This is a genomic window from Rickettsia massiliae MTU5, assembly GCF_000016625.1.
Lineage (GTDB): Bacteria > Pseudomonadota > Alphaproteobacteria > Rickettsiales > Rickettsiaceae > Rickettsia > Rickettsia rickettsii.
The window spans coordinates 439,091-457,560 of sequence record NC_009900.1 but is presented as its reverse complement, the minus strand read 5'-3'; the positions used below and the strand labels follow the sequence as shown (position 1 = coordinate 457,560).

Here is an 18,470-nt window from a genome sequence, read left to right as displayed (position 1 = left end):
ATGACGATTGAGTATGACAATATTTTAACTATAATACTCTATTATGTTAGTATTAATAGCAGCCGGCAAGCTCTGCGGTATCACCGTAAATATTATCGGCATAAGAGACACTATACCTGCTGTTCCTGCTACTAAACCTTCCACAGTTTCATAAGCTACATATCCTGCAGTTACTCCTGCTTTTACTGTCTTTTTTACACATTCAATAGAATCGGACGGCGAAATTAAAATTGCTCCTAAGGTAAAAGCACCGATAAGAGCCGGAGGATTATAATAAGCAAAAGTTACAAGGCTTACTACGGTTGCTTGAGCAAATGTAGATACAACAGAATAATTAGAGTTGTTCACATCAGAAACAAAACCTTGAACGGAACATACAGTTTTTGCACCGTTTTCTATCACATTAATAGCATGTTCCGTTGCTCAGGTAGCATACATTGTGAAATCTGTCGCAGCTTTGATAGCATTTTGAAAATGAATTGTAGCACTGTCAAAGTAACTAGATGTTTTTTTTGAAGTTTGTGGCCCCGTATAGTTTTTTTCATGATTTTTCCCCTTAAAATTAAATCGTGACGCAATTATAACTTAAATGTTGGGTTGTGTCAATGGATATTATTAATAAATAATTAAAAAATTAATAACACTTTAAGATAAAAAGAAGGTTTAGCTGTTAAAAAACTTTTTGATTTTTAGCTTATCTTCTTTAGACAAAGTAGGCTTGAACCTGTATATATCTTTTTATTAGCACTTTCAGGTCTAAATTGAAACTCGCCTTTAATTGTGTTGATTGTAACTATCTGATCAGGAGAACCACATTTAGGAAAATCATATTTTATAACTATGTCCCCGTTTCTAAGTCCAGATTTATAAGCGTTACTATTTTCGTCAATATTTTTTATTGTATAATTATTCATTAAAGCATCTCTATCAAAACCACGATCATATGCCCCATTGTTATTTTCTCGATCGACAGCACTTTAGCAACATTAGCTAAATCTATAGTTTTACCTTGTTCTATATATTCATTTATCTCTTTATCTATACCCTTTGGAACATAATTTTTAACTATTTTTTTAAAATAATCGCTTGAAAATTCTTGTTCTTTTGAGGTTTTAAATAACTCAACCACTACCGGCTGAGAGCCGGTAGGTTGATGATAGGCACTAGAAGTGCCGTAGAGTTTAAGCTAAAGCTTATTCCAATCTAATGTTAGAAATAGAAGTTGGTTTATGAGCTTCTGTATGGTTATTTATATACTCATTAATTACTTCATCTGTGATATGACCACTTGTTGTACTAAAATAACCTCTTCCCCAAAAATGCTTCCCCCAATATCTCTTTTTTAATTCTGGGAATTCTTGTTGTATTCTACGTGCAGTTCTACCTTTTGCTCTTTGTACAAATTCACTTACTGCTATATTAGGAGGTATCGATACTAAAATATGTAAATGATCAGATGATATCACCCCATTTACTATCCTAATATTCATTTCCTCTGAAACTTGAGCTATGATTTCCCTAATCCTTTCTTTGATAACTTGGGTTAATACTTTATAACGGTATTTTGTTATCCATACTATGTGATACCTGTGATAATATACCGTATGTTTCCCTTTTTCATATTCTGTCATAGTCATCCTATAAAATAAGTCCTACTTACTTATTTTATATAAGACGACTATGACTTATTCAAACTAAAGTTTCTCCACCTGAAGGTGGAGGTTTGAACCATCAGCTGGATAATCAAGCATAACATTATCCAGCGATTTACTCTTATTATTCTCAATGAAATTGTCCAAATAAAGTGCCAAAACAAATCCACGATAATATGGCAATCTTTGTACTGCATAATCTTGCCAATAATCTGTTTCGATTAAATTATTAGGTTCATTTATAACAGGTGATAAATAATAATTCTCAAAGAATTTATTAAATTCTTCTACAAATTCCTCAAGCGTTATAACACTGGAACGTAAGGCTAAAACCCTGCTATAATAATCGGTAAATCCCTCACTCCACCAATAATTTAATCGTTCTAAGTTATTACGTATTTTCTTCCCTGTCCAATTATGTAGATGTTCATGAGCAAGTAACGTTATATAATCCTGTTTGTCCAAACCTTGAGGAATAAATGCAGTAAAACTATGAGTTAAGCCCGTTCCGCCCATATGTCTAGGTTGATTCCCCTCGATTAAACTTATTAGATAATAAGGAAAATCATTATCATGGAAAAATGTTCTTTGTTCCTTGATAATTTTATTTATATAAGAAACTATTTCTTCATCTTTAAGATCACAAATTGACCATGTAACGAAAGATATACAGGATTTTTTTGATCGACAATTTTGTAAACACGTAAATCACCCGCTACATAAACTGCACTATATAATTCAATCGGCATAGCTTTAAATTTCACGCTTTTACCAAGACCATAATCTGATATTGTTTTCCAGCTATCAGGAATATTATTCCATTCAATGTTAAACGCTACTATATCATTTCCATTTAGATCACCGGGAGTAGCAAAAAGCCCATAACCCGGTGAATGAATTAAATTTTGTCTAATTATTGCTTCGTGGATATCATAAGGATTACCGGTTTTTTGATATATTTCGTAGCTTAAACGAATAATATTGATTTTTCCCGTATTTAAAATAGCTTCATTCGAGTCTTGATTTCTCAACTGTAATTTTCCAATAGGATATTCTAGCTTAACATTTTTGATTTGCTTGTAATATGTAGCATTTGCCCATGCATAGGGTAAATCTAAAACAACCTCACCACTCATATTACCGATTATTTCCGTCTCAACTTTGATAGCTGAAACAGACGTATTAGACAAAGGTGTTATTTTGTAATTTATCTGCCTATAAGTATTTGCGGATACTAGATTTGAAATTAGAATTATGAATATTATCAAAAAATTTTTTAGAAAGTACATTTTTAACACTCATGGATTTTAGGGATTATTTAGAGTGTTGTGCGACTCTCGATACCATTCCTGCGTGGATACTGAGTCGTCATTGCGAGGAAAATTACGCAGTAATTGAATCTAGTTAAAAATTCTGATTTACAGAATTTTTATTATTTTTTATGGATTGCCACACCGCCTATATGGCTGCTCACAATGACGATATCTATGTGGGCATGTATTCTATTTAATTATTACTTCCTGACCATTAGCCCATAAGCTTCTATGTCTTCAAGCCATTTAGCGTTTTTTATTAAATATGATTCTTAAAATTCGGCAAGTGTAGGATCAGGTTCGCCTGTTAAATTTTTAAGTCCGTCAAATAAAATGTCTAACAAACCTATTTTATTCTTTTTACAATAATCTCCTACATCTTCAATATGCTTCGCACGATCATCAACAAATACAATAAAACTAGCATTTAGCTCTTCAGAAAATTTTGATAAAGTACCACTTTTTGAGTGATTACCGGTTATAAATATACCTTTATAAAAAATAGCCTCATCCTTTTGTCCTGAATTATAAATTACTAATTTTTCATTATCTGAAAATTCGATACCCAGCTCTTTTAGTTCTTTATATCGCCAATCTTGCATAGAAGGAATATTGCCGAATGCTCCCGTATTCATTTGTGTAAGACCATAAACCGGAAACTTTTCCTTGAGCTTGTTTATAACTTCTACCCACTCTTCATCAATTAATATTACTTTTCGCTGCAAACGCCAATTACTGATAATTTCCTCATAATGGTCATAACTACTTTTATTTTCCTTAATTCTATCAATTATTTGATTATAAGGCGGCTTCTTAAAAGTTTTTGATTTAGGAGTTATAAGCATATCGTCAACATCAATGAATATAGATGCACGAGTAGGAGCATTTTTTATTATTAAATCATAAACTTTTTCGGCACTATCGGCAGTTTCAAAATCTTTCATATATACTCCGAAGTAAAATGAAGAGTAGTGATACGAAGTTTAACTTGGAAAAGAGTAATCGGTCTGTAAGCCGAGGAGCGGAGCGTATATTAAACGTTCAGCATCCGAGGTCTTACAAAGACATTGTTGCTAATTTTTCAAGTGGGGCGAGTATCAAATTTAATATTAAGTTCTTCAGTTAAAATAGCCATTAATTCAAGCCCTGCTCTATTTGTCCATTCGCCTTGTGCATAAAAAAAATGATAAGGACCGCTAACCGGCGACGACAACCAAATTTCTTTGGCGGCACTTTGTTTATTTATTATATATACCCCTTTATCAGTATCAAGGTTTAATATATCGCCTTGTAAATCTACATCTATACTTGCTTCTTTATCCTGCTCTTCTATCTTTTCTGCTATATATGCAATTGTTGTCTCGGCTATTTTACTAAATTCACTATTATTCATGATAACATCCCTTAAGTAGATAAAAATATACGCAAATCCACTTCAAAACGAGCAAGGAGTCTATAAGGCAAGAGAAGCGGAGCGTATACTTAATACGTGAGCACCACAGCTCTTATAAGACGACGTTGCCAATTTTTGAAGTTCATCGAGTAGATGGTTTTTCAGGATCAATTGCCGGCTCAGGTACTTTAATCAAACTTTTTCGATAAGTTTCAACAAATTTATTATGATCATTAAGATTGTTAGAAAAATTATGCCCGCCTTTACCATCAACTACAAAAAATAATGCATCCGTTTTAGCAGATTTTACCACTGCTTCTAAAGATTTCAACGACGGACAAGAAATCGGACCGGGTGGTAAACCTTTTATATAATAAGTATTATAGGGTAGTTCTTGCAATAAATCTTTTTTTGTTAAAGCTCTTGCTAATTTAAATTTTCCTTCAGTCAAAGCATATATAGTAGTCGAATCGGCTTGTAGCTTCATATTTTTCTTTAAACGATTAATGAATACTGCTGCTATAATAGGCTTTTCTGCATTTGAGCCGGCTTCTTTTTCAATTATTGAAGCTAGCGTTAATACCTCAAGTCTAGTTTTTAATGGAGAATCCGGTGCAAGATTTTGCATTACTTTATCTAAATTAGCAGACATTAAATTTCTCATGTGATCAATTATCTGCTCTTTTTGATCACCGTAAGAAAAAAAATACGTGGAAGGCATTAAAAAACCTTCAGGTATTATCCCTTTTATTTCTCCAAGTAATCGACTTTCTTCATTAATTTTCTTTATAACCTCACTAACTACCGTACCTTCCGGGACAATTATCTTGTGTATTATAGATTTACCGCTTGCTAATATTCTTAAAGTTTGCAGAGGCGATATATTACGAGTAAACACATATTCACCGCTTTTAAGAGGTCTTTTTATAGAATAAATTTTAGCAATTACCTTAAAAATTCTTGGATATTTGATTACTTCATTAGAATAAAGTTTTGTAACTATTTGATTTACGGATAATTTAGGTTCAATAATTATCGTTTTATTTTGAGTAAGATTACCCGGCACAAAAATATAAAATATACTAAAATTTAGCAAAGTAATGAATATAGTTAGAAATACTATAACTAAAAAAAGTTTAATTTTGAATAGGTTGTTTAACATAATAACTATTATTTTTATAAGGCTTAGAAATATTAATAAAAAACATTACCACGAAATATGGTTTTTTTCTTGACATTTGAAATAACATATAGTAAAACTAATTTTTTGTTAAATTTAAATTTATATAGTTTTTGCTAAATCAATCAATAGTTTTAATATTTGGTAATTAAAATATTAAAACTAGATGACTAATGAGCAACAAATTAATAACGCAAACCAATTTACTATAACAATAGTATACTCCTGTAAAATGAAAAGTTAGAATTTTTATTACAAACAAAAAATATAAATCTTTATTCATAGTTCATATTACTACTATACCGGCGTTAATACTGATCTTATAATGGGCATTATATATTATGATACAAGATCACAATACCGATCTAAAACACGAAGAACATACTGAAAGGTTAAAAGCTTTACAACATAAGTTAGGAAACTTATCCGGGTTCTTGACAACAATGCGTTCTGATAACAATGAGGAATACAAAAAAATTTCCAATGATTTAAAAATTTTAATGAAACAAATTAATACTATAAGAAAAAATATGGAAACATATTTTTTTATTATATTAATATTAATGTTTATTATAATTCAGAAAATGTTGTGGACCACTGGTTTCAAGTACTAATCTTTCTCTTTTAACAACTTTATTTTAGGTTCTAAGAACTCCTGTTTAATAATTTCTGCAGCTATATAAGAAGGTACAGCGTCATCTCGATTACTTGATACAAGCGAATTTTCCAAGCTAAGCCTGTGTTCACGTACTTTTGTACGCCTAGCTAGCTTGCCTTTAAATTCATCGTGTCTAAAACTTTCTGAATTTAGCTGTAATCGGTTTGATTTAAATCCTAATTGCTGCAAAATTTTTTGGCTTTCTATTACCTGCTCATAAGCTTTTTTAGAATTAAATAATAATTCTTGAAGCTTATTACTAATAAGATTAGCTCGGCAATTAAATTGGATAAATTCCGGAATTATTTCTTTATCGGCTATAATATTTATCAACATAACATATTTTATTTTTATCAATAGCCTGATAATAAAAAAGCTTATAAGATTAACTTTATAAGCCACAATCATAGGAGTACCGGAAGCTGCTATCTCTAAAGTATTAGTACCGGATTTTGCTAAAGCTACATCCGCAACAGCATAAGTTTTAAGTCTCTCACTTGAAAATAAATAATTAAACTTAACATCTTCTAGAAACGGTTTTATTATTGCCTCATGAGCAGGATTTGCAAGAGTAAATATAACTTTAAGATTATTACAACTCTTGAATATTTCTTCAATAGAAGAAACAAAAACCGATACATGCCTTAGAATCTCACCCTTTCTACTACCAAGAGTAACACACAAAACTCTCTCATTCTCATCTATTTTAAACTCTTCACGTAAAGCTATTTTATCACTATAAAACTCTTGCTCCATAATCGGATGACCTATATATCTACAATCAAGACCGACTTTAGTAAAATATGGAGGTTCAAACGGTAGTAAAGCAAATAAACAATCATAAATTTTAGCATATTTTACTGCCCTACCCTCTTTATATGCCCAAACTGACGGTGCAACGATATGAATCATTTTCAGCTTTGGTAAAAGTTTCCTTACTCGCTTTGCCACACGATAAGTAAACCCTGGTGAATCTATGGTAATTAATAAATCAGCTTTACTATTTATTATATCCTCCACAGTTTTATCAATTAATTTTTTAAGCTTAAAAATATGAGGCAAAATTTCTACAAAACCCATTAAATTTATGGAAGTAATAGGAAATAAGCTTTTAAAGCTACCGGCTTCCTCCATATATTTGTCGCCAACACCAACAAACTGTACAGCGTCATTCACAAAGCTTGATACAGGTGAATTTAGTTGTACTTCTGTATTGTTTTTTAAATGTTGAATTATACGACCACCTACAAAGTCTCCTGACACCTCACCAGCTATAAAGTAAATTTTTGTCATTAAAGATAGTTATTTTTTAAGGTTCTCAATTTCTGTTTGTAATCGCTCTATTTCTTTTATAGATACTTCAGTAATCTCATGTATTTCTTCTATCGAGTTTTTTTTCATTAACATCTTTTTTGCTATTTTTATACTTTTTGTAACTTCGCCTTCTTGTATACCTTTTTGTTTACCTTTTTTCCTCCCCTCTTCTATTCCTTTTGCCATACCTTGTTCTCTACCTTTTTTCTTCAACAGAAACTATATAATCACGCTCTTTATAGCTTTTATTCTCATATAGGCACGATAAATTATTTGCTCTTTAGGAGTCATCTTAAGTATATCAAGATGTTTTGCTACTTTCTTCATATATGGTGATTTAAAATCTTTCTTAACTTCAGAATGTTTTACTACATATAGCCATTCATCCAATTCATCTCTTATAACATCATTAAATAATAGTACTGATATTACAATATATTCTGGCAATACATTATATAACTCAACCACTACCGGCTGAGAGCCGGTAGGTTGATGATAGGCACTAGAAGTGCCGTAGAGTTTAAGCTAAAGCTTATTCCAATCTAATGTTAGAAATAGAAGTTGGTTTATGAGCTTCTGTATGGTTATTTATATACTCATTAATTACTTCATCTGTGATATGACCACTTGTTGTACTAAAATAACCTCTTCCCCAAAAATGCTTCCCCCAATATCTCTTTTTTAATTCTGGGAATTCTTGTTGTATTCTACGTGCAGTTCTACCTTTTGCTCTTTGTACAAATTCACTTACTGCTATATTAGGAGGTATCGATACTAAAATATGTAAATGATCAGATGATATCACCCCATTTACTATCCTAATATTCATTTCCTCTGAAACTTGAGCTATGATTTCCCTAATCCTTTCTTTGATAACTTGGGTTAATACTTTATAACGGTATTTTGTTATCCATACTATGTGATACCTGTGATAATATACCGTATGTTTCCCTTTTTCATATTCTGTCATAGTCATCCTATAAAATAAGTCCTACTTACTTATTTTATATAAGACGACTATGACTTATTCAAACTAAAGTTTCTCCACCTGAAGGTGGAGGTTTGAACCATCAGCTGGATAATCAAATATTTTACCTCTCATATATCTCCCAAAGAAAATTTCATAGGGTGTTTTTTATCAACTTCTCTAAAAATAGTCTTACCGTGATATAAAGGTGCTTTCATATTATCAAAAGGAAAATACAATAAATTAATATGAAATATTGTTTTATAGTAGAATAATCCTCGCTCTTAGAAAGACTATCAACTATTAATCTACTAGAATTAAAACAAGCTTTATGCATAAAAAGATTTGTATAGGATTTATCTATTTCTACTATATATTTATGCCCTTCTTCATCTTCCACAATGACATCTGCGACGCTAGATTTTAAGCTATCATTTTCATTACTGCCACTTTCTAGTAGGGCTTTTATTTTAACAGAACTTATAACCAGCATCTTTAAGAATAGCCGAAATAAATCCCTCGACTATTTCATAATCCCCTTTATCTTTTAATAAATTTAAATTATTTTATAGCGTAATCAAAACTTATTATAGTACTCATATCTTTTATCCTTAAATCATCGTAAATATATTGCAAAAAATGAAGACAGTATACGGTAACTCAAAGCTTCCGCAATATGCACTTTCAAGACCTTATCAACATTCTCAAGATCGGCAATCGTGCGCGCTACTCTAAGTATGCGGTTATAAGCACGCATTGATAAATGAAATTTATTTGCCGCTTCATTCAGTAAATCTTTACCTTCATCTGCAGGCATAGCGTAATCTATTAACAACTACCCATCTAATCTGTTATTTGTTTTAATATTATAGCCCTCATATCTCTTTTCTTGAATTACACGTACTTTCTCGACTCTTGCAGCTATATATTCAGATTCTTCCTCAGAGTTATCTACAATCAAGTCATAATTATAAACATGAATACTAGATACTTCTATATGCAAATCAAATCTATCCATAATAGGTCCCGATACTTTCATTTGATAGTCGCAAGCACATTTTGGAGCTTTCATACATTCTTTATAAGAATCGCTTCAATAACCGCATTTACAAGGATTCATAGCTGCTATTAACTGGAAATTTGCCGGATGGATATTTTATATGAGCATTTGATCGTGAGATTAGTATTTCACCGTTTTCAATAGGCTGTCTTCATGCATCAACAACATGCTGTGGAAATTCAGGTAGTTCATCTAAAAATAATACTCCGTTATGAGCTAGCGTAATTTCCCCAGGCTTTACTTTTTTTTCCGACACCGCCACCGACCATAGCGGCCAGTGAGCATGAATAATGTGGAGTTCTGCACGGCCTTGCTTTGGTAAAGTTTACCGTCTAAAAATTTTCCTGCAATACTTGTAATCATGCTACATTCTAAAATTTCTTTTGTAGACATTTTAGGTAGTATACTGGGAAGACAGGCAGCAAGTCTTGATTTACCGGTTCCGGGAGGACCGAACATTAAAAGGTTATGCCCACCTGATGCTGCTTCTAAAGCTCGTTTAGCAATTTTCTGACCTTTTATATCTTTAAAATCGGGATAATTTATCGGCTCATCTTGTAGCTTAGCTTCCGGAGGAGTTAAAACTTGTGAACCTTTAAAAGGATTTACTAGTTCAATTAAATTACCTGCAACAAGTATATTATCATTACCCGACCAAGCAACTTCCGAGCTGTTTTTACTTGAACAAATAAGACCTTTACCTCTAACAGAAACCCCAATCGCTGCAGGTAAAGCTCCGCTTACCGGTAAGATTGAACCGTCTAATGATAGCTCTCCTATTATCAAATATTCCGCAATTTCAAGTTCAAGTAAAATATTCATTGCGGTAAGTATCGCACAAGCAATCGCAAGATCGAAGTGGCTTCCTTCTTTTACTAAATCTGCCGGAGCTAAATTTATTAAAATCTTTTTAGTAGGTAGTGCAAACCCTATAGAAGATAACGCTGCTTTAACTCGTTCTTTTGATTCAGCTATAGTTTTTATCGGCAAACCCTACTATAGTAAAAGCAGGGATACCCGGTGATATTTGTACCTGCACATCAACATCGATAATATCAATTCCATTAAACGTTAGACTTGCTATATGCATTATCATGAAATTTTTCTTAAAATGCTATTTTGCTAGGTTGTAGATGTTATTGCATAGATACTACTAAATCGTCATTGCGAGCAGCCATAGGCTGCGTGGCAATCTCATGAAATAATAAACTCCTGAGATTGCTTCGTCAATTACTGACGTAATTTCCTCGTAATGATGAAAAATAACAATCTTATCTCAACTATCGATTGAAAAACATACTATAGAACAAACTTAGCTAGGTCAAGATTAGTTATTATTTTTGACAATTGATTTTCTACGAATTTATCATCGATAGTTATTTTTTTGCCTTTCATTTCGCTAGCTTCAAAGCTTATATCCTCAAGCAAATTCTCAAGTATAGTATGCAGCCTTCTAGCCCCTATATCTTCGACTTCTAAATTAACGGTGATCGCATAATCCGCTATCTTCTCAATAGCAGAAGCAGCAAATTCAAGACACACGTCTTCAGTACCTATTAACGCCGAATATTGTTTTATTAAACTAGTTTCAGGCTCAAGCAATATTTTAATCATATCATCTTTGGTAAGCGAATTTAATTCTACTCTAATCGGTAACCTTCCTTGTAACTCCGGTAATAAATCAGAAGGTTTAGCAATATGGAAAGCACCGGAAGCAATAAATAATATATGATCGGTTTTAACCGGTCCATATTTAGTATTAACCGTCGTGCCCTCTATCAAAGGTAGCAAATCTCTTTGCACTCCCTCTCTACTTATTTCGGCATTTTTTGCTCCGGAACTACCAGTCGAAGCTATTTTATCAATTTCATCAATAAAAACTATACCGTCATTTTCAGCTAAATTTATAGCTTGCTGAATAATTTTTTCTTGGTCTATTAATTTTTCTGATTCTTCAGGTATAATAATAGCCATAGCATCTTTAACTAGCATTTTTTTTGTTTTAGTCTTACTGCTGCCAAGGGCTCGTCCAATCATATCGCCAAGATTAAGAACGCCCATAGATGCGCCCGGCATACCCGGTATTTCAAAACTTCCACTGCCGACAGGTGTAGTATCAGCTACACTAATTTCAATTTCCGTATCATCAAGTTCGCCGTTTAAAATTTTTTCTTTGAACTTTTCTCTAGTCTCACTACTAGAAGTTTTACCTACTAAACTATCTAATATTCTCTCTATCGCTTTTTCACGGGCATTAATATCTACTTTCGTTTTTGCTAAAGTTTTTTCAGTATTAACGGCTATTTCGACTAAATCACGCATTATTGATTCTACATCACGCCCTACATATCCGACTTCAGTAAATTTAGTTGCTTCAATTTTATAGAAAGGAGAATTAGTCAGCTTTGCAAGGCGTCTTGCTATTTCCGTTTTCCCGACACCGGTTGAACCAATCATTAAAATATTTTTCGGTACTATTTCATTACGTAAATTACCTTCTACTCTTTTACGACGACAACGATTTCTAAGTGCAATAGCAACGGCTTTTTTGGCCTTTTCTTGACCTACGATAAATCTATTAAGTTCATTCACTATTTGAGAAGGGGTAAGCCCCATAGGGTCTTTTTTATAAGTAGTTTTAGTAGCTTTCATACAACTTTTTCCATTATAATATTATGATTAGAAAATACACACAAATCTGCAGCTATATTCATAGATTTTAAAGCAATTTCTTCAGCAGTTAAATTATTCTCGTAAGACATTAGAGCGCGAGCGGCAGATAGTGCAAATAAACCGCCTGAACCTATTGCTGCAACATTATTTTCAGGCTCTACGACATCACCGTTACCGGTTAAAATTAATATATGACTACGATCAGCAACAATCATCATTGCTTCCAAACGTCTCAAATATTTATCGCTACGCCAATCTTTTGCAAGCTCAACTGCACTTCTAAGTAAATTATGCTTATGTTGCTCTATCTTTACTGCAAGTTTTTCAAATAACGCAAGACCGTCAGCCGTAGAACCTGCAAAACCGGCAATAATTTTATTATTTGCTATAGTCCGAAGTTTTCGTGCTGTAGATTTTAGTACGGTATTACCATGCGAGACTTGTCCATCTGCTGCTATAATTATTTCTTCGTTCTTTTTTAAACAAAGTATTGTTGTGCCGTGTAAGGCTAAATTATCTGACATAATATAAAATTTATTGATATTCAGTTGTTAATTAAGTACTATTAGAATTACTGTTAAGTAGACGAATAGACGAAGTTTAATTTGGAAAAGAGCAAGGAGTCTGTAAGCCGAGGAGCGGAGCGTATATTAATACGTGAGCACCCGAGGACTTACCAAGACAACGTAGCCAATTTTCCAAATTAAACGAGTATACTTGACTAATCCAATTTAATTAATTATTGTCCCTTGAATTTTCAAGGCTTAAACTTAAATAATGAATATATACGCAATATACATTAACTCCACACAAAAAAATAATAATTTTATTGTTATTGAAGAAGGTTTTTCATGGATAGCGGCTCTTTTAAGTATATTTTGGGCATTATACCATAAAATGTGGTTAGTTGTTGCTATTACCGTAATAGCGCATATAATCGTTACGGCAATTAATATCGAAGAGTTAAAGTTTATATTTAAGATAGTCTTAATATTAGGCTTCGGCTTTTTTGCTTCAGATATTAGAGAAAATTATTTAAAAAGAAATAATTACCGACTAGAAGATATAATAATTGCCAACTCTAGAATTGAAGCTGAATTAAAATTTCTAAAACGTAGTGTAATATGCTTGTTTAACAGAAACGTGGTTTCATAAATATTAAATCATCATTGCGAGCAGTCGTAGACTGCGCAGCAATCCAGAAAAAAATTAAAGAAATGCTAAAATTAGCATTTCTTACTGGATTGCTTCGTCAAAACTTACATTTTTTACTCGCAATGACGGAAAATCACGCCATGCAATAAAGCTTTTAACAGGAATAAAATGATGTATAACAAAGAAAATGTTTTTGCAAAAATCATAGGTAAAAATCTTCCGGCAGAAATAATTTATGAAGACGAACAAATTTTAGCATTCAAAGATATAGCACCCGTAGCACCTGTACATATTATCGTTATACCTAAAAACGAATATATAGATTATGCCGATTTCATCTCTAAAGCTTCTATAGACGAAATAACACATTTTTTTGCTAAAATTTCTGATATAGCAAATGAAGCGGGTTTAGATAAAGACGGTTATCGTTTAATAACTAATAAAGGCGAGCAATCGGGACAAACTATTTTTCATTTCCATTTCCATATTATCGGAGGTGAAAAACTCATCGGATTAATAAATAATGACTAAAAAATACAATATTGCAGTAATCGGAGCTACAGGAAATGTAGGGCGTGAAACTCTAAATATTCTAGTTGAGCGTAATTTCCCCATTAATAAAGTTTATGCTATAGCTTCAGATAGCTCTCTAGGGCGGGAAGTAAGCTTTGGAGAAAAAATACTACAAATTAATAGTTTAAAAAGTTTACATTTTGACAATATCGATATTGCTTTTTTTTGTGCAGGTTCAGAAGTTTCAAAAGAATTTATACCAAAAGCTACGGCTAGTAATTGTGTAGTTATCGACAAATCCTCACTTTTTAGAGTTGATAATCAAGTGCCGTTAATTGTACCTGAGGTTAATTTATCAACACTTAAAGAGTTTAATACTAAAAATATCATAGCTAACCCTAACTGTATCGTCATTCCGCTTGCAGTAGCATTAAAACCGCTAGATAATGAAATAAAGATTAAAAGAGTAGTGATATCTACTTATCAATCAGTATCAGGAGCAGGTAAAGCAGGAATGGACGAACTCTACGACCAAACAAAATCTAAATATGTTTTTGGAGAGAATGATCCTAAGAAATTTCCAAAACAGATTGCATTTAATCTTTTTCCTCATATAGGTGATTTCAATAAAGATGGCTATACAAGTGAAGAAGCGAAAATTGCTTCTGAACTAAACAAAATTATAGGTAATCACTTTAAAGCTAGCGTTACTTCTGTTAGAGTACCGGTATTTATCGGTCATTCTATATCGGTTAACATAGAATTTAACGACAAAATTGATGCCAAAGAAGTCGAAGAAATATTACAAGATGCCGATGGAATTGTTACAATTTCTAATAATAATGACCTTGCGTATATCTCACCCGTTGAAGTGGTAGGCGAAGATGCCATATATGTCTCCCGAATTAGAAATGACGTAAGTAGAGATAATACGATAAATCTATGGATCACATGTGATAACTTACGTAAAGGAGCAGCTTTAAACAGTGTTCAAATTGCTGAAGAATTAATTAATAATTATTTATAATATAACTAATATGGATAATAAAAATAATAATCAATTAAATAAAAAAAACCCGCTAGTAATAGCATTAGGCGAATGTAGAACAGCTTTTTGGATAGTCTTTTGGTTTGCTTTTGTAATCAACTTACTAATGTTAATTACTCCTCTGTACTCACTACAAGTTCTTGATAGAGTCCTTGGAAGCGGTAATCTACAAACATTATTATTTTTATCAATAATAATCGCATATATTTATTTTGTTTACGGATTATTACAAATTGCTCGTTCTTTTACACTTATAAAGGTAGGAGAATGGCTTGATAGAACAGTAGCGCCCGTAATTTTTGCTTCTTCAATTTCTGCAGCTGCAACACGAGCAAATATGGGTTCTAGCCAATTATTACGTGATTTTCAAGCCGTCAAAACATTCCTAACAAGTACCGGAATTAATACTTTATTCGATGCCCCTTGGAGCCTTATCTATATTGCGGTTATTTTTTCAATTCATCCATATATCGGTCTTATTACCATTTTTGGTGCAATTATAATAGTTTCAACCGCTTTCTTTAACGCTGTAGCTACTAATAAAACGCTCGGTGAAGCTACCGAATTTTCGATAAAAGGTATGACACAAGCCGATATTGCAAACAGAAATGCAGAAGCAATTGAAGCAATGGGAATGATGAAGAATGTTACAAAAAATTGGCATAAATTTAACATATTAGCACTTGATAAGCAATCGGTTGCTAGCTATCGTAACGGTGTTATTTCTAACTTTTCAAGGTTTATCCGTAATATAATGCAAATGGCTGTTACCGGAGTTGGTGCTTACATTGTTGTAAAATCTCACAGTGCAGATATGACTCCCGGTAATATGATTATGAGTTCTATCATAGTCGGTAGAGCTCTTGCTCCTTTCGATAATGCTATTGATTTATGGAAAAGTATGAGCGGTGCTATTAAATCATACAAAAACATTAATAATTTATTTAACACTTATTCTTCTAGAGACGAAACGATGCCAATTCCGAACGTTGATGGTCATCTTACTGTTGAAAATATTTATTATGCTCACCCTATACCGAAACATTTACCGCAACCTCCCGTACCGAAATATATCTTAAAAGGCGTTAGTTTTGCAGTACAACCGGGCGAAGTTTTAGCAATTATCGGTCCTTCGGCTACAGGAAAATCAACTTTAGCTAAAATCATAGTCGGGGTATGGAAAGAATCATCAGGTTCCGTACGTTTAGATAATGCTGAAATTTATCGTTGGAATAGAGAAGATTTCGGTAGACATGTCGGCTATCTTCCGCAAGGAATAGAACTTTTTAGCGGTAGTATTAAACAAAATATAGCTAGAATGGAAGAAGACGCCGATCCGCAAAAAGTTATTGAAGCAGCTAAAATAGCCGGAGCTCATGAAATGATATTAAGATTCCCTGACGGTTATGATTCTGATATCGGTCCTGCAGGCTCTAATCTATCAGGTGGTCAAAGACAGCGTATCGGACTTGCTAGAGCTTTTTACGGTAATCCAAAACTCATCATTTTAGATGAGCCTAATGCTAATTTAGATGAGGCAGGTGAAGTTGCCCTTGCAAGTGCCTTAAAACAAGCAAAACTTAAAGGAATAGCAGTTCTTGTAATTTCACATAGACCATCCGTATTATCCGTTGTTGATAAAATTCTAATATTACAGGATGGAGTCGTTGCAGGTTACGGAACGGAAGAAGAGATTCAAAAACACTTTAAAACTTTAAAAAGCGGTACAATGCATATTAATAACTAAAGTGTCATATCGTGACTTGATTGGCATTGTTGCGTGGCTTCCAAATCATCATTGCGAGCAAACGTTAGTGAGCGTGGCAATCTCATGAATTCTATCGAGATTGCTTCGTCAATTACTACGTCATGTCCTCGCAATGACGCAAAATACAAACAATGATGACTAAATATAATAATGATTAAATATTATGCAGGACTTAAAACACAATAAACCTCAAATTACTCCGGAACAATTAAAACAATTATTGTCCTTAAGAGAAGATGCGTTAAACCTTAAAGGTCAAAGTTCTAAACGTAAAGCTTTAATAAATGCTACATTAAAGAAAACCTCTCATGCTATAGAATTCTTATTAGTAAAACTTGATAGGTTTGTTAATTTTATTACCAAGAAAACCGATAAAGATCGTAATAACGTAGCCCAAGCTGCAAGATCACCTATACTTTTCGGTATTTATGTTATAATCTTTTTAGTATTAATAGGCGGATTATGGTCGGCTCTTGCTCCGCTTGATAGTGGTGCTGTAGCTGTCGGTATCGTAATGCCAAGCACAAATAAAAAAACGATTCAACATCATGAAGGCGGAATAATCAATGCTATTTATGTGAAGCAAGGTGATAAAGTCAAAGAAGGCGATAAATTAATAGAGCTTGAAGAAACTAGAATAAAAAGCGAACATGAAAATATTCTTGGTCAGTACCGTAATTTTTTAGCAACTGAAAATCGTTTAATTGCCGAACGTGATAATTTAGCACAAATCGAATTCTCTGATTTTCTAATGCAGGATATCAATTTACCGGAAGTAGCTAAAATAATTCATACGCAGGAAAATTTATTTAGCTCTAGAAAAGAAGTATATAACTCAGAGAAAGATGCATTATATCAAAATATTGCTCAACTTGAGAAAAAAATTGAAGGTTTAGAAGCAAAAAAAGTTGCCGCCTCCAAAACTGCTGAAGTTTATCAAGACCGTTTAAAAGCTTTAAGAACGTTAAAAGAAAAAGGCTTTGTACAAAAAGCAGCCTTATTGGACCAAGAGGCAAAAGTTGCCGCTGCAAAAAGCGATGTTGCAACAACTGAAGCTGAAATAGCAGGAATACGCCATGCTATTACCGAAACTCAAATTAAAATTATAAATCAACAAAATAAATACACTGAACGGACTTTAACAGAGCTTCGTGAAGCTCAAGTACAAACCGCATCTCTTAAAGAAAAATATAATGCCCTGACGGATTCGCTTAATCGTGTGATAATCAGATCACCTGTTGACGGTATAGTTAATAATTTAAAATATCATACAATAGGCGGTGTTATAAGTCATGGACAACCTATTATGGAAATTTCGCCAACTAATGACCCATTAATAATAGAAGCAAAGGTATCTCAAAAAAACATTGACTCAGTACATGAGGGATTAGTTGCAAAAATACGCTTCAGTGCATTTAAATCAAGAACAACTCCAACATTTACCGGTAAAGTAGTAAGCATATCTCCAGATATCGTACAAGATGAAAGACAGCATCCGGGACAACAGCAAGATAATTATTATGTTGCAAGAGTTGAAATCGATATGGATGAATTTAACAAAGTTGCTAAAGTTAAAAATCTTGAATTACACCCCGGTATGCAAGCTGAGGTACAAATTGTAACAGGTACTAGAACACTACTTAGATATTTACTTGATCCCGTTACTGATACTGCATTTAAAGCTTTCAGAGAAAAATAGATAATTTGAAAATTTTAAGTTAGATAACTTTACGGAACCTAAATATTTTGTAACAATATTTATTAAAAATTTATTAA

General features: G+C 32.7%; 24 protein-coding genes and 2 pseudogenes. 7 read left to right on the top strand and 19 right to left on the bottom strand.

All coding sequences use genetic code 11. The features are described from left to right. Positions 1-24: 24 nt before the first annotated feature. The 9 genes from RMA_RS09805 to mltG all read right to left on the bottom strand — a co-directional run bounded on the left by RMA_RS09805 (position 25) and on the right by mltG (position 5,520). The gene (locus tag RMA_RS09805) at positions 25-402 is read right to left on the bottom strand and encodes a hypothetical protein (RefSeq protein ID WP_187145922.1); all 378 of its coding nucleotides are present in this window, start codon (positions 400-402) and stop codon (positions 25-27) included. 287 nt (positions 403-689) lie between these two features. Then, positions 690-914 carry a hypothetical protein gene (locus tag RMA_RS10765; RefSeq protein WP_238375544.1) on the bottom strand — a complete coding sequence of 75 codons (225 nt, stop codon included), beginning with the start codon at positions 912-914 and terminating at the stop codon, positions 690-692. Then, entirely contained in the window at positions 914-1,129 is a 216-nt protein-coding gene (locus RMA_RS10760) for a hypothetical protein (RefSeq protein ID WP_041404609.1), read from the bottom strand. The genes RMA_RS10765 and RMA_RS10760 overlap by 1 nt, the downstream gene beginning before the upstream one ends. Before the next feature lie 64 nt (positions 1,130-1,193). Further along, positions 1,194-1,631: an IS200/IS605 family transposase gene (tnpA, locus tag RMA_RS02445; RefSeq protein WP_041404948.1), complete on the bottom strand. Its 438-nt coding sequence runs from the start codon at positions 1,629-1,631 to the stop codon at positions 1,194-1,196. A gap of 63 nt (positions 1,632-1,694) precedes the next feature. Then, the gene (locus RMA_RS02440) at positions 1,695-2,168 is read right to left on the bottom strand and encodes a peptidase (RefSeq protein ID WP_238375543.1); all 474 of its coding nucleotides are present in this window, start codon (positions 2,166-2,168) and stop codon (positions 1,695-1,697) included. Between the two features lie 104 nt (positions 2,169-2,272). Continuing rightward, complete coding sequence (locus tag RMA_RS02435; protein WP_238375542.1) at positions 2,273-2,842, bottom strand: hypothetical protein; 570 nt, start codon at positions 2,840-2,842, stop codon at positions 2,273-2,275. A gap of 395 nt (positions 2,843-3,237) precedes the next feature. Then, positions 3,238-3,909, bottom strand: coding sequence for a DUF2608 domain-containing protein (locus tag RMA_RS02430; RefSeq protein ID WP_012152655.1), 672 nt, complete (start codon positions 3,907-3,909; stop codon positions 3,238-3,240). 137 nt (positions 3,910-4,046) lie between these two features. Beyond that, the gene (gene cyaY, locus RMA_RS02425; RefSeq protein WP_041404608.1) at positions 4,047-4,358 is read right to left on the bottom strand and encodes an iron donor protein CyaY; all 312 of its coding nucleotides are present in this window, start codon (positions 4,356-4,358) and stop codon (positions 4,047-4,049) included. 142 nt (positions 4,359-4,500) lie between these two features. Next, positions 4,501-5,520 (bottom strand): endolytic transglycosylase MltG, encoded by a 1,020-nt coding sequence (gene mltG, locus RMA_RS02420; protein WP_041404607.1) that lies wholly within the window; start codon positions 5,518-5,520, stop codon positions 4,501-4,503. Between the two features lie 359 nt (positions 5,521-5,879). Here mltG and RMA_RS02415 point away from each other — a divergent pair, with 359 nt between their 5' ends. Further along, the gene (locus RMA_RS02415; RefSeq protein ID WP_041404606.1) at positions 5,880-6,152 is read left to right on the top strand and encodes a hypothetical protein; all 273 of its coding nucleotides are present in this window, start codon (positions 5,880-5,882) and stop codon (positions 6,150-6,152) included. On the opposite strand, the gene lpxB is transcribed toward RMA_RS02415, so the two are convergent. The 10 genes and pseudogenes from lpxB to hslV form a co-directional block, all read right to left on the bottom strand. Continuing rightward, entirely contained in the window at positions 6,149-7,489 is a 1,341-nt protein-coding gene (lpxB, locus tag RMA_RS02410; RefSeq protein ID WP_012152651.1) for a lipid-A-disaccharide synthase, read from the bottom strand. The two genes, RMA_RS02415 and lpxB, sit on opposite strands and share 4 nt — an antisense overlap. 9 nt (positions 7,490-7,498) lie before the next feature. Beyond that, a pseudogene (locus RMA_RS11930) lies at positions 7,499-7,978 on the bottom strand (hypothetical protein); the annotation flags it as partial. A 64-nt stretch (positions 7,979-8,042) separates the two neighbouring features. Then, positions 8,043-8,480, bottom strand: coding sequence for an IS200/IS605 family transposase (gene tnpA, locus RMA_RS02395; protein WP_041404948.1), 438 nt, complete (start codon positions 8,478-8,480; stop codon positions 8,043-8,045). Positions 8,481-8,691: 211 nt separating this feature from the next. Then, a complete protein-coding gene (locus RMA_RS02390; RefSeq protein ID WP_041404960.1) occupies positions 8,692-8,877 on the bottom strand; it encodes a hypothetical protein in 186 nt (61 codons plus the stop codon). Positions 8,878-9,129: 252 nt separating this feature from the next. Then, a pseudogene (locus tag RMA_RS11925) lies at positions 9,130-9,564 on the bottom strand (ATP-binding protein); the annotation flags it as partial. Positions 9,565-9,688: 124 nt separating this feature from the next. Continuing rightward, positions 9,689-9,793 carry an ATP-binding protein gene (locus tag RMA_RS11660; RefSeq protein WP_274377925.1) on the bottom strand — a complete coding sequence of 35 codons (105 nt, stop codon included), beginning with the start codon at positions 9,791-9,793 and terminating at the stop codon, positions 9,689-9,691. After that, positions 9,775-10,527 carry a magnesium chelatase domain-containing protein gene (locus tag RMA_RS11655; RefSeq protein ID WP_274377924.1) on the bottom strand — a complete coding sequence of 251 codons (753 nt, stop codon included), beginning with the start codon at positions 10,525-10,527 and terminating at the stop codon, positions 9,775-9,777. The genes RMA_RS11660 and RMA_RS11655 overlap by 19 nt, the downstream gene beginning before the upstream one ends. After that, positions 10,505-10,633: an ATPase gene (locus tag RMA_RS02370; RefSeq protein WP_041404604.1), complete on the bottom strand. Its 129-nt coding sequence runs from the start codon at positions 10,631-10,633 to the stop codon at positions 10,505-10,507. The genes RMA_RS11655 and RMA_RS02370 overlap by 23 nt, the downstream gene beginning before the upstream one ends. Positions 10,634-10,836: 203 nt before the next feature. After that, positions 10,837-12,189 carry an ATP-dependent protease ATPase subunit HslU gene (hslU, locus tag RMA_RS02365; protein WP_012152650.1) on the bottom strand — a complete coding sequence of 451 codons (1,353 nt, stop codon included), beginning with the start codon at positions 12,187-12,189 and terminating at the stop codon, positions 10,837-10,839. After that, positions 12,186-12,734 carry an ATP-dependent protease subunit HslV gene (hslV, locus tag RMA_RS02360; RefSeq protein WP_014408447.1) on the bottom strand — a complete coding sequence of 183 codons (549 nt, stop codon included), beginning with the start codon at positions 12,732-12,734 and terminating at the stop codon, positions 12,186-12,188. Before hslV ends, hslU begins: the two co-directional genes overlap by 4 nt. Before the next feature lie 81 nt (positions 12,735-12,815). On the opposite strand from hslV, the gene RMA_RS08175 reads away from it, so the two are divergent. The 6 genes from RMA_RS08175 to RMA_RS02335 all read left to right on the top strand — a co-directional run bounded on the left by RMA_RS08175 (position 12,816) and on the right by RMA_RS02335 (position 18,393). After that, positions 12,816-12,917, top strand: coding sequence for a palindromic element RPE5 domain-containing protein (locus RMA_RS08175; RefSeq protein WP_014408446.1), 102 nt, complete (start codon positions 12,816-12,818; stop codon positions 12,915-12,917). Positions 12,918-12,987: 70 nt separating this feature from the next. Then, a complete protein-coding gene (locus tag RMA_RS02355) occupies positions 12,988-13,365 on the top strand; it encodes a DUF2628 domain-containing protein (RefSeq protein ID WP_041404603.1) in 378 nt (125 codons plus the stop codon). Between the two features lie 171 nt (positions 13,366-13,536). Further along, positions 13,537-13,896, top strand: coding sequence for an HIT domain-containing protein (locus RMA_RS02350; protein WP_041404602.1), 360 nt, complete (start codon positions 13,537-13,539; stop codon positions 13,894-13,896). Then, the gene (asd, locus tag RMA_RS02345; RefSeq protein WP_014408443.1) at positions 13,889-14,905 is read left to right on the top strand and encodes an aspartate-semialdehyde dehydrogenase; all 1,017 of its coding nucleotides are present in this window, start codon (positions 13,889-13,891) and stop codon (positions 14,903-14,905) included. Before RMA_RS02350 ends, asd begins: the two co-directional genes overlap by 8 nt. A gap of 10 nt (positions 14,906-14,915) precedes the next feature. Then, complete coding sequence (locus tag RMA_RS02340) at positions 14,916-16,673, top strand: type I secretion system permease/ATPase (protein ID WP_041404601.1); 1,758 nt, start codon at positions 14,916-14,918, stop codon at positions 16,671-16,673. Between the two features lie 184 nt (positions 16,674-16,857). Then, complete coding sequence (locus RMA_RS02335; RefSeq protein WP_041404600.1) at positions 16,858-18,393, top strand: HlyD family type I secretion periplasmic adaptor subunit; 1,536 nt, start codon at positions 16,858-16,860, stop codon at positions 18,391-18,393. Positions 18,394-18,470: the final 77 nt, after the last annotated feature.

What these genes read in the sequence shown, in the direction of transcription:
- RMA_RS02340 (WP_041404601.1), top strand. Translation starts at nt 14,916, where the DNA reads ATGGATAATAAAAATAATAATCAATTAAATAAAAAAAACCCGCTAGTA.
- mltG (WP_041404607.1), bottom strand. Translation starts at nt 5,520, where the DNA reads ATGTTAAACAACCTATTCAAAATTAAACTTTTTTTAGTTATAGTATTT.
- RMA_RS02415 (WP_041404606.1), top strand. Translation starts at nt 5,880, where the DNA reads ATGATACAAGATCACAATACCGATCTAAAACACGAAGAACATACTGAA.
- RMA_RS02355 (WP_041404603.1), top strand. Translation starts at nt 12,988, where the DNA reads ATGAATATATACGCAATATACATTAACTCCACACAAAAAAATAATAAT.
- lpxB (WP_012152651.1), bottom strand. Translation starts at nt 7,489, where the DNA reads ATGACAAAAATTTACTTTATAGCTGGTGAGGTGTCAGGAGACTTTGTA.
- tnpA (WP_041404948.1), bottom strand. Translation starts at nt 8,480, where the DNA reads ATGACAGAATATGAAAAAGGGAAACATACGGTATATTATCACAGGTAT.
- RMA_RS02430 (WP_012152655.1), bottom strand. Translation starts at nt 3,909, where the DNA reads ATGAAAGATTTTGAAACTGCCGATAGTGCCGAAAAAGTTTATGATTTA.
- RMA_RS10765 (WP_238375544.1), bottom strand. Translation starts at nt 914, where the DNA reads ATGAATAATTATACAATAAAAAATATTGACGAAAATAGTAACGCTTAT.
- hslV (WP_014408447.1), bottom strand. Translation starts at nt 12,734, where the DNA reads ATGTCAGATAATTTAGCCTTACACGGCACAACAATACTTTGTTTAAAA.
- cyaY (WP_041404608.1), bottom strand. Translation starts at nt 4,358, where the DNA reads ATGAATAATAGTGAATTTAGTAAAATAGCCGAGACAACAATTGCATAT.
- tnpA (WP_041404948.1), bottom strand. Translation starts at nt 1,631, where the DNA reads ATGACAGAATATGAAAAAGGGAAACATACGGTATATTATCACAGGTAT.
- hslU (WP_012152650.1), bottom strand. Translation starts at nt 12,189, where the DNA reads ATGAAAGCTACTAAAACTACTTATAAAAAAGACCCTATGGGGCTTACC.
- RMA_RS02370 (WP_041404604.1), bottom strand. Translation starts at nt 10,633, where the DNA reads ATGATAATGCATATAGCAAGTCTAACGTTTAATGGAATTGATATTATC.
- RMA_RS02335 (WP_041404600.1), top strand. Translation starts at nt 16,858, where the DNA reads ATGCAGGACTTAAAACACAATAAACCTCAAATTACTCCGGAACAATTA.
- RMA_RS02350 (WP_041404602.1), top strand. Translation starts at nt 13,537, where the DNA reads ATGTATAACAAAGAAAATGTTTTTGCAAAAATCATAGGTAAAAATCTT.
- RMA_RS02440 (WP_238375543.1), bottom strand. Translation starts at nt 2,168, where the DNA reads ATGGGCGGAACGGGCTTAACTCATAGTTTTACTGCATTTATTCCTCAA.
- asd (WP_014408443.1), top strand. Translation starts at nt 13,889, where the DNA reads ATGACTAAAAAATACAATATTGCAGTAATCGGAGCTACAGGAAATGTA.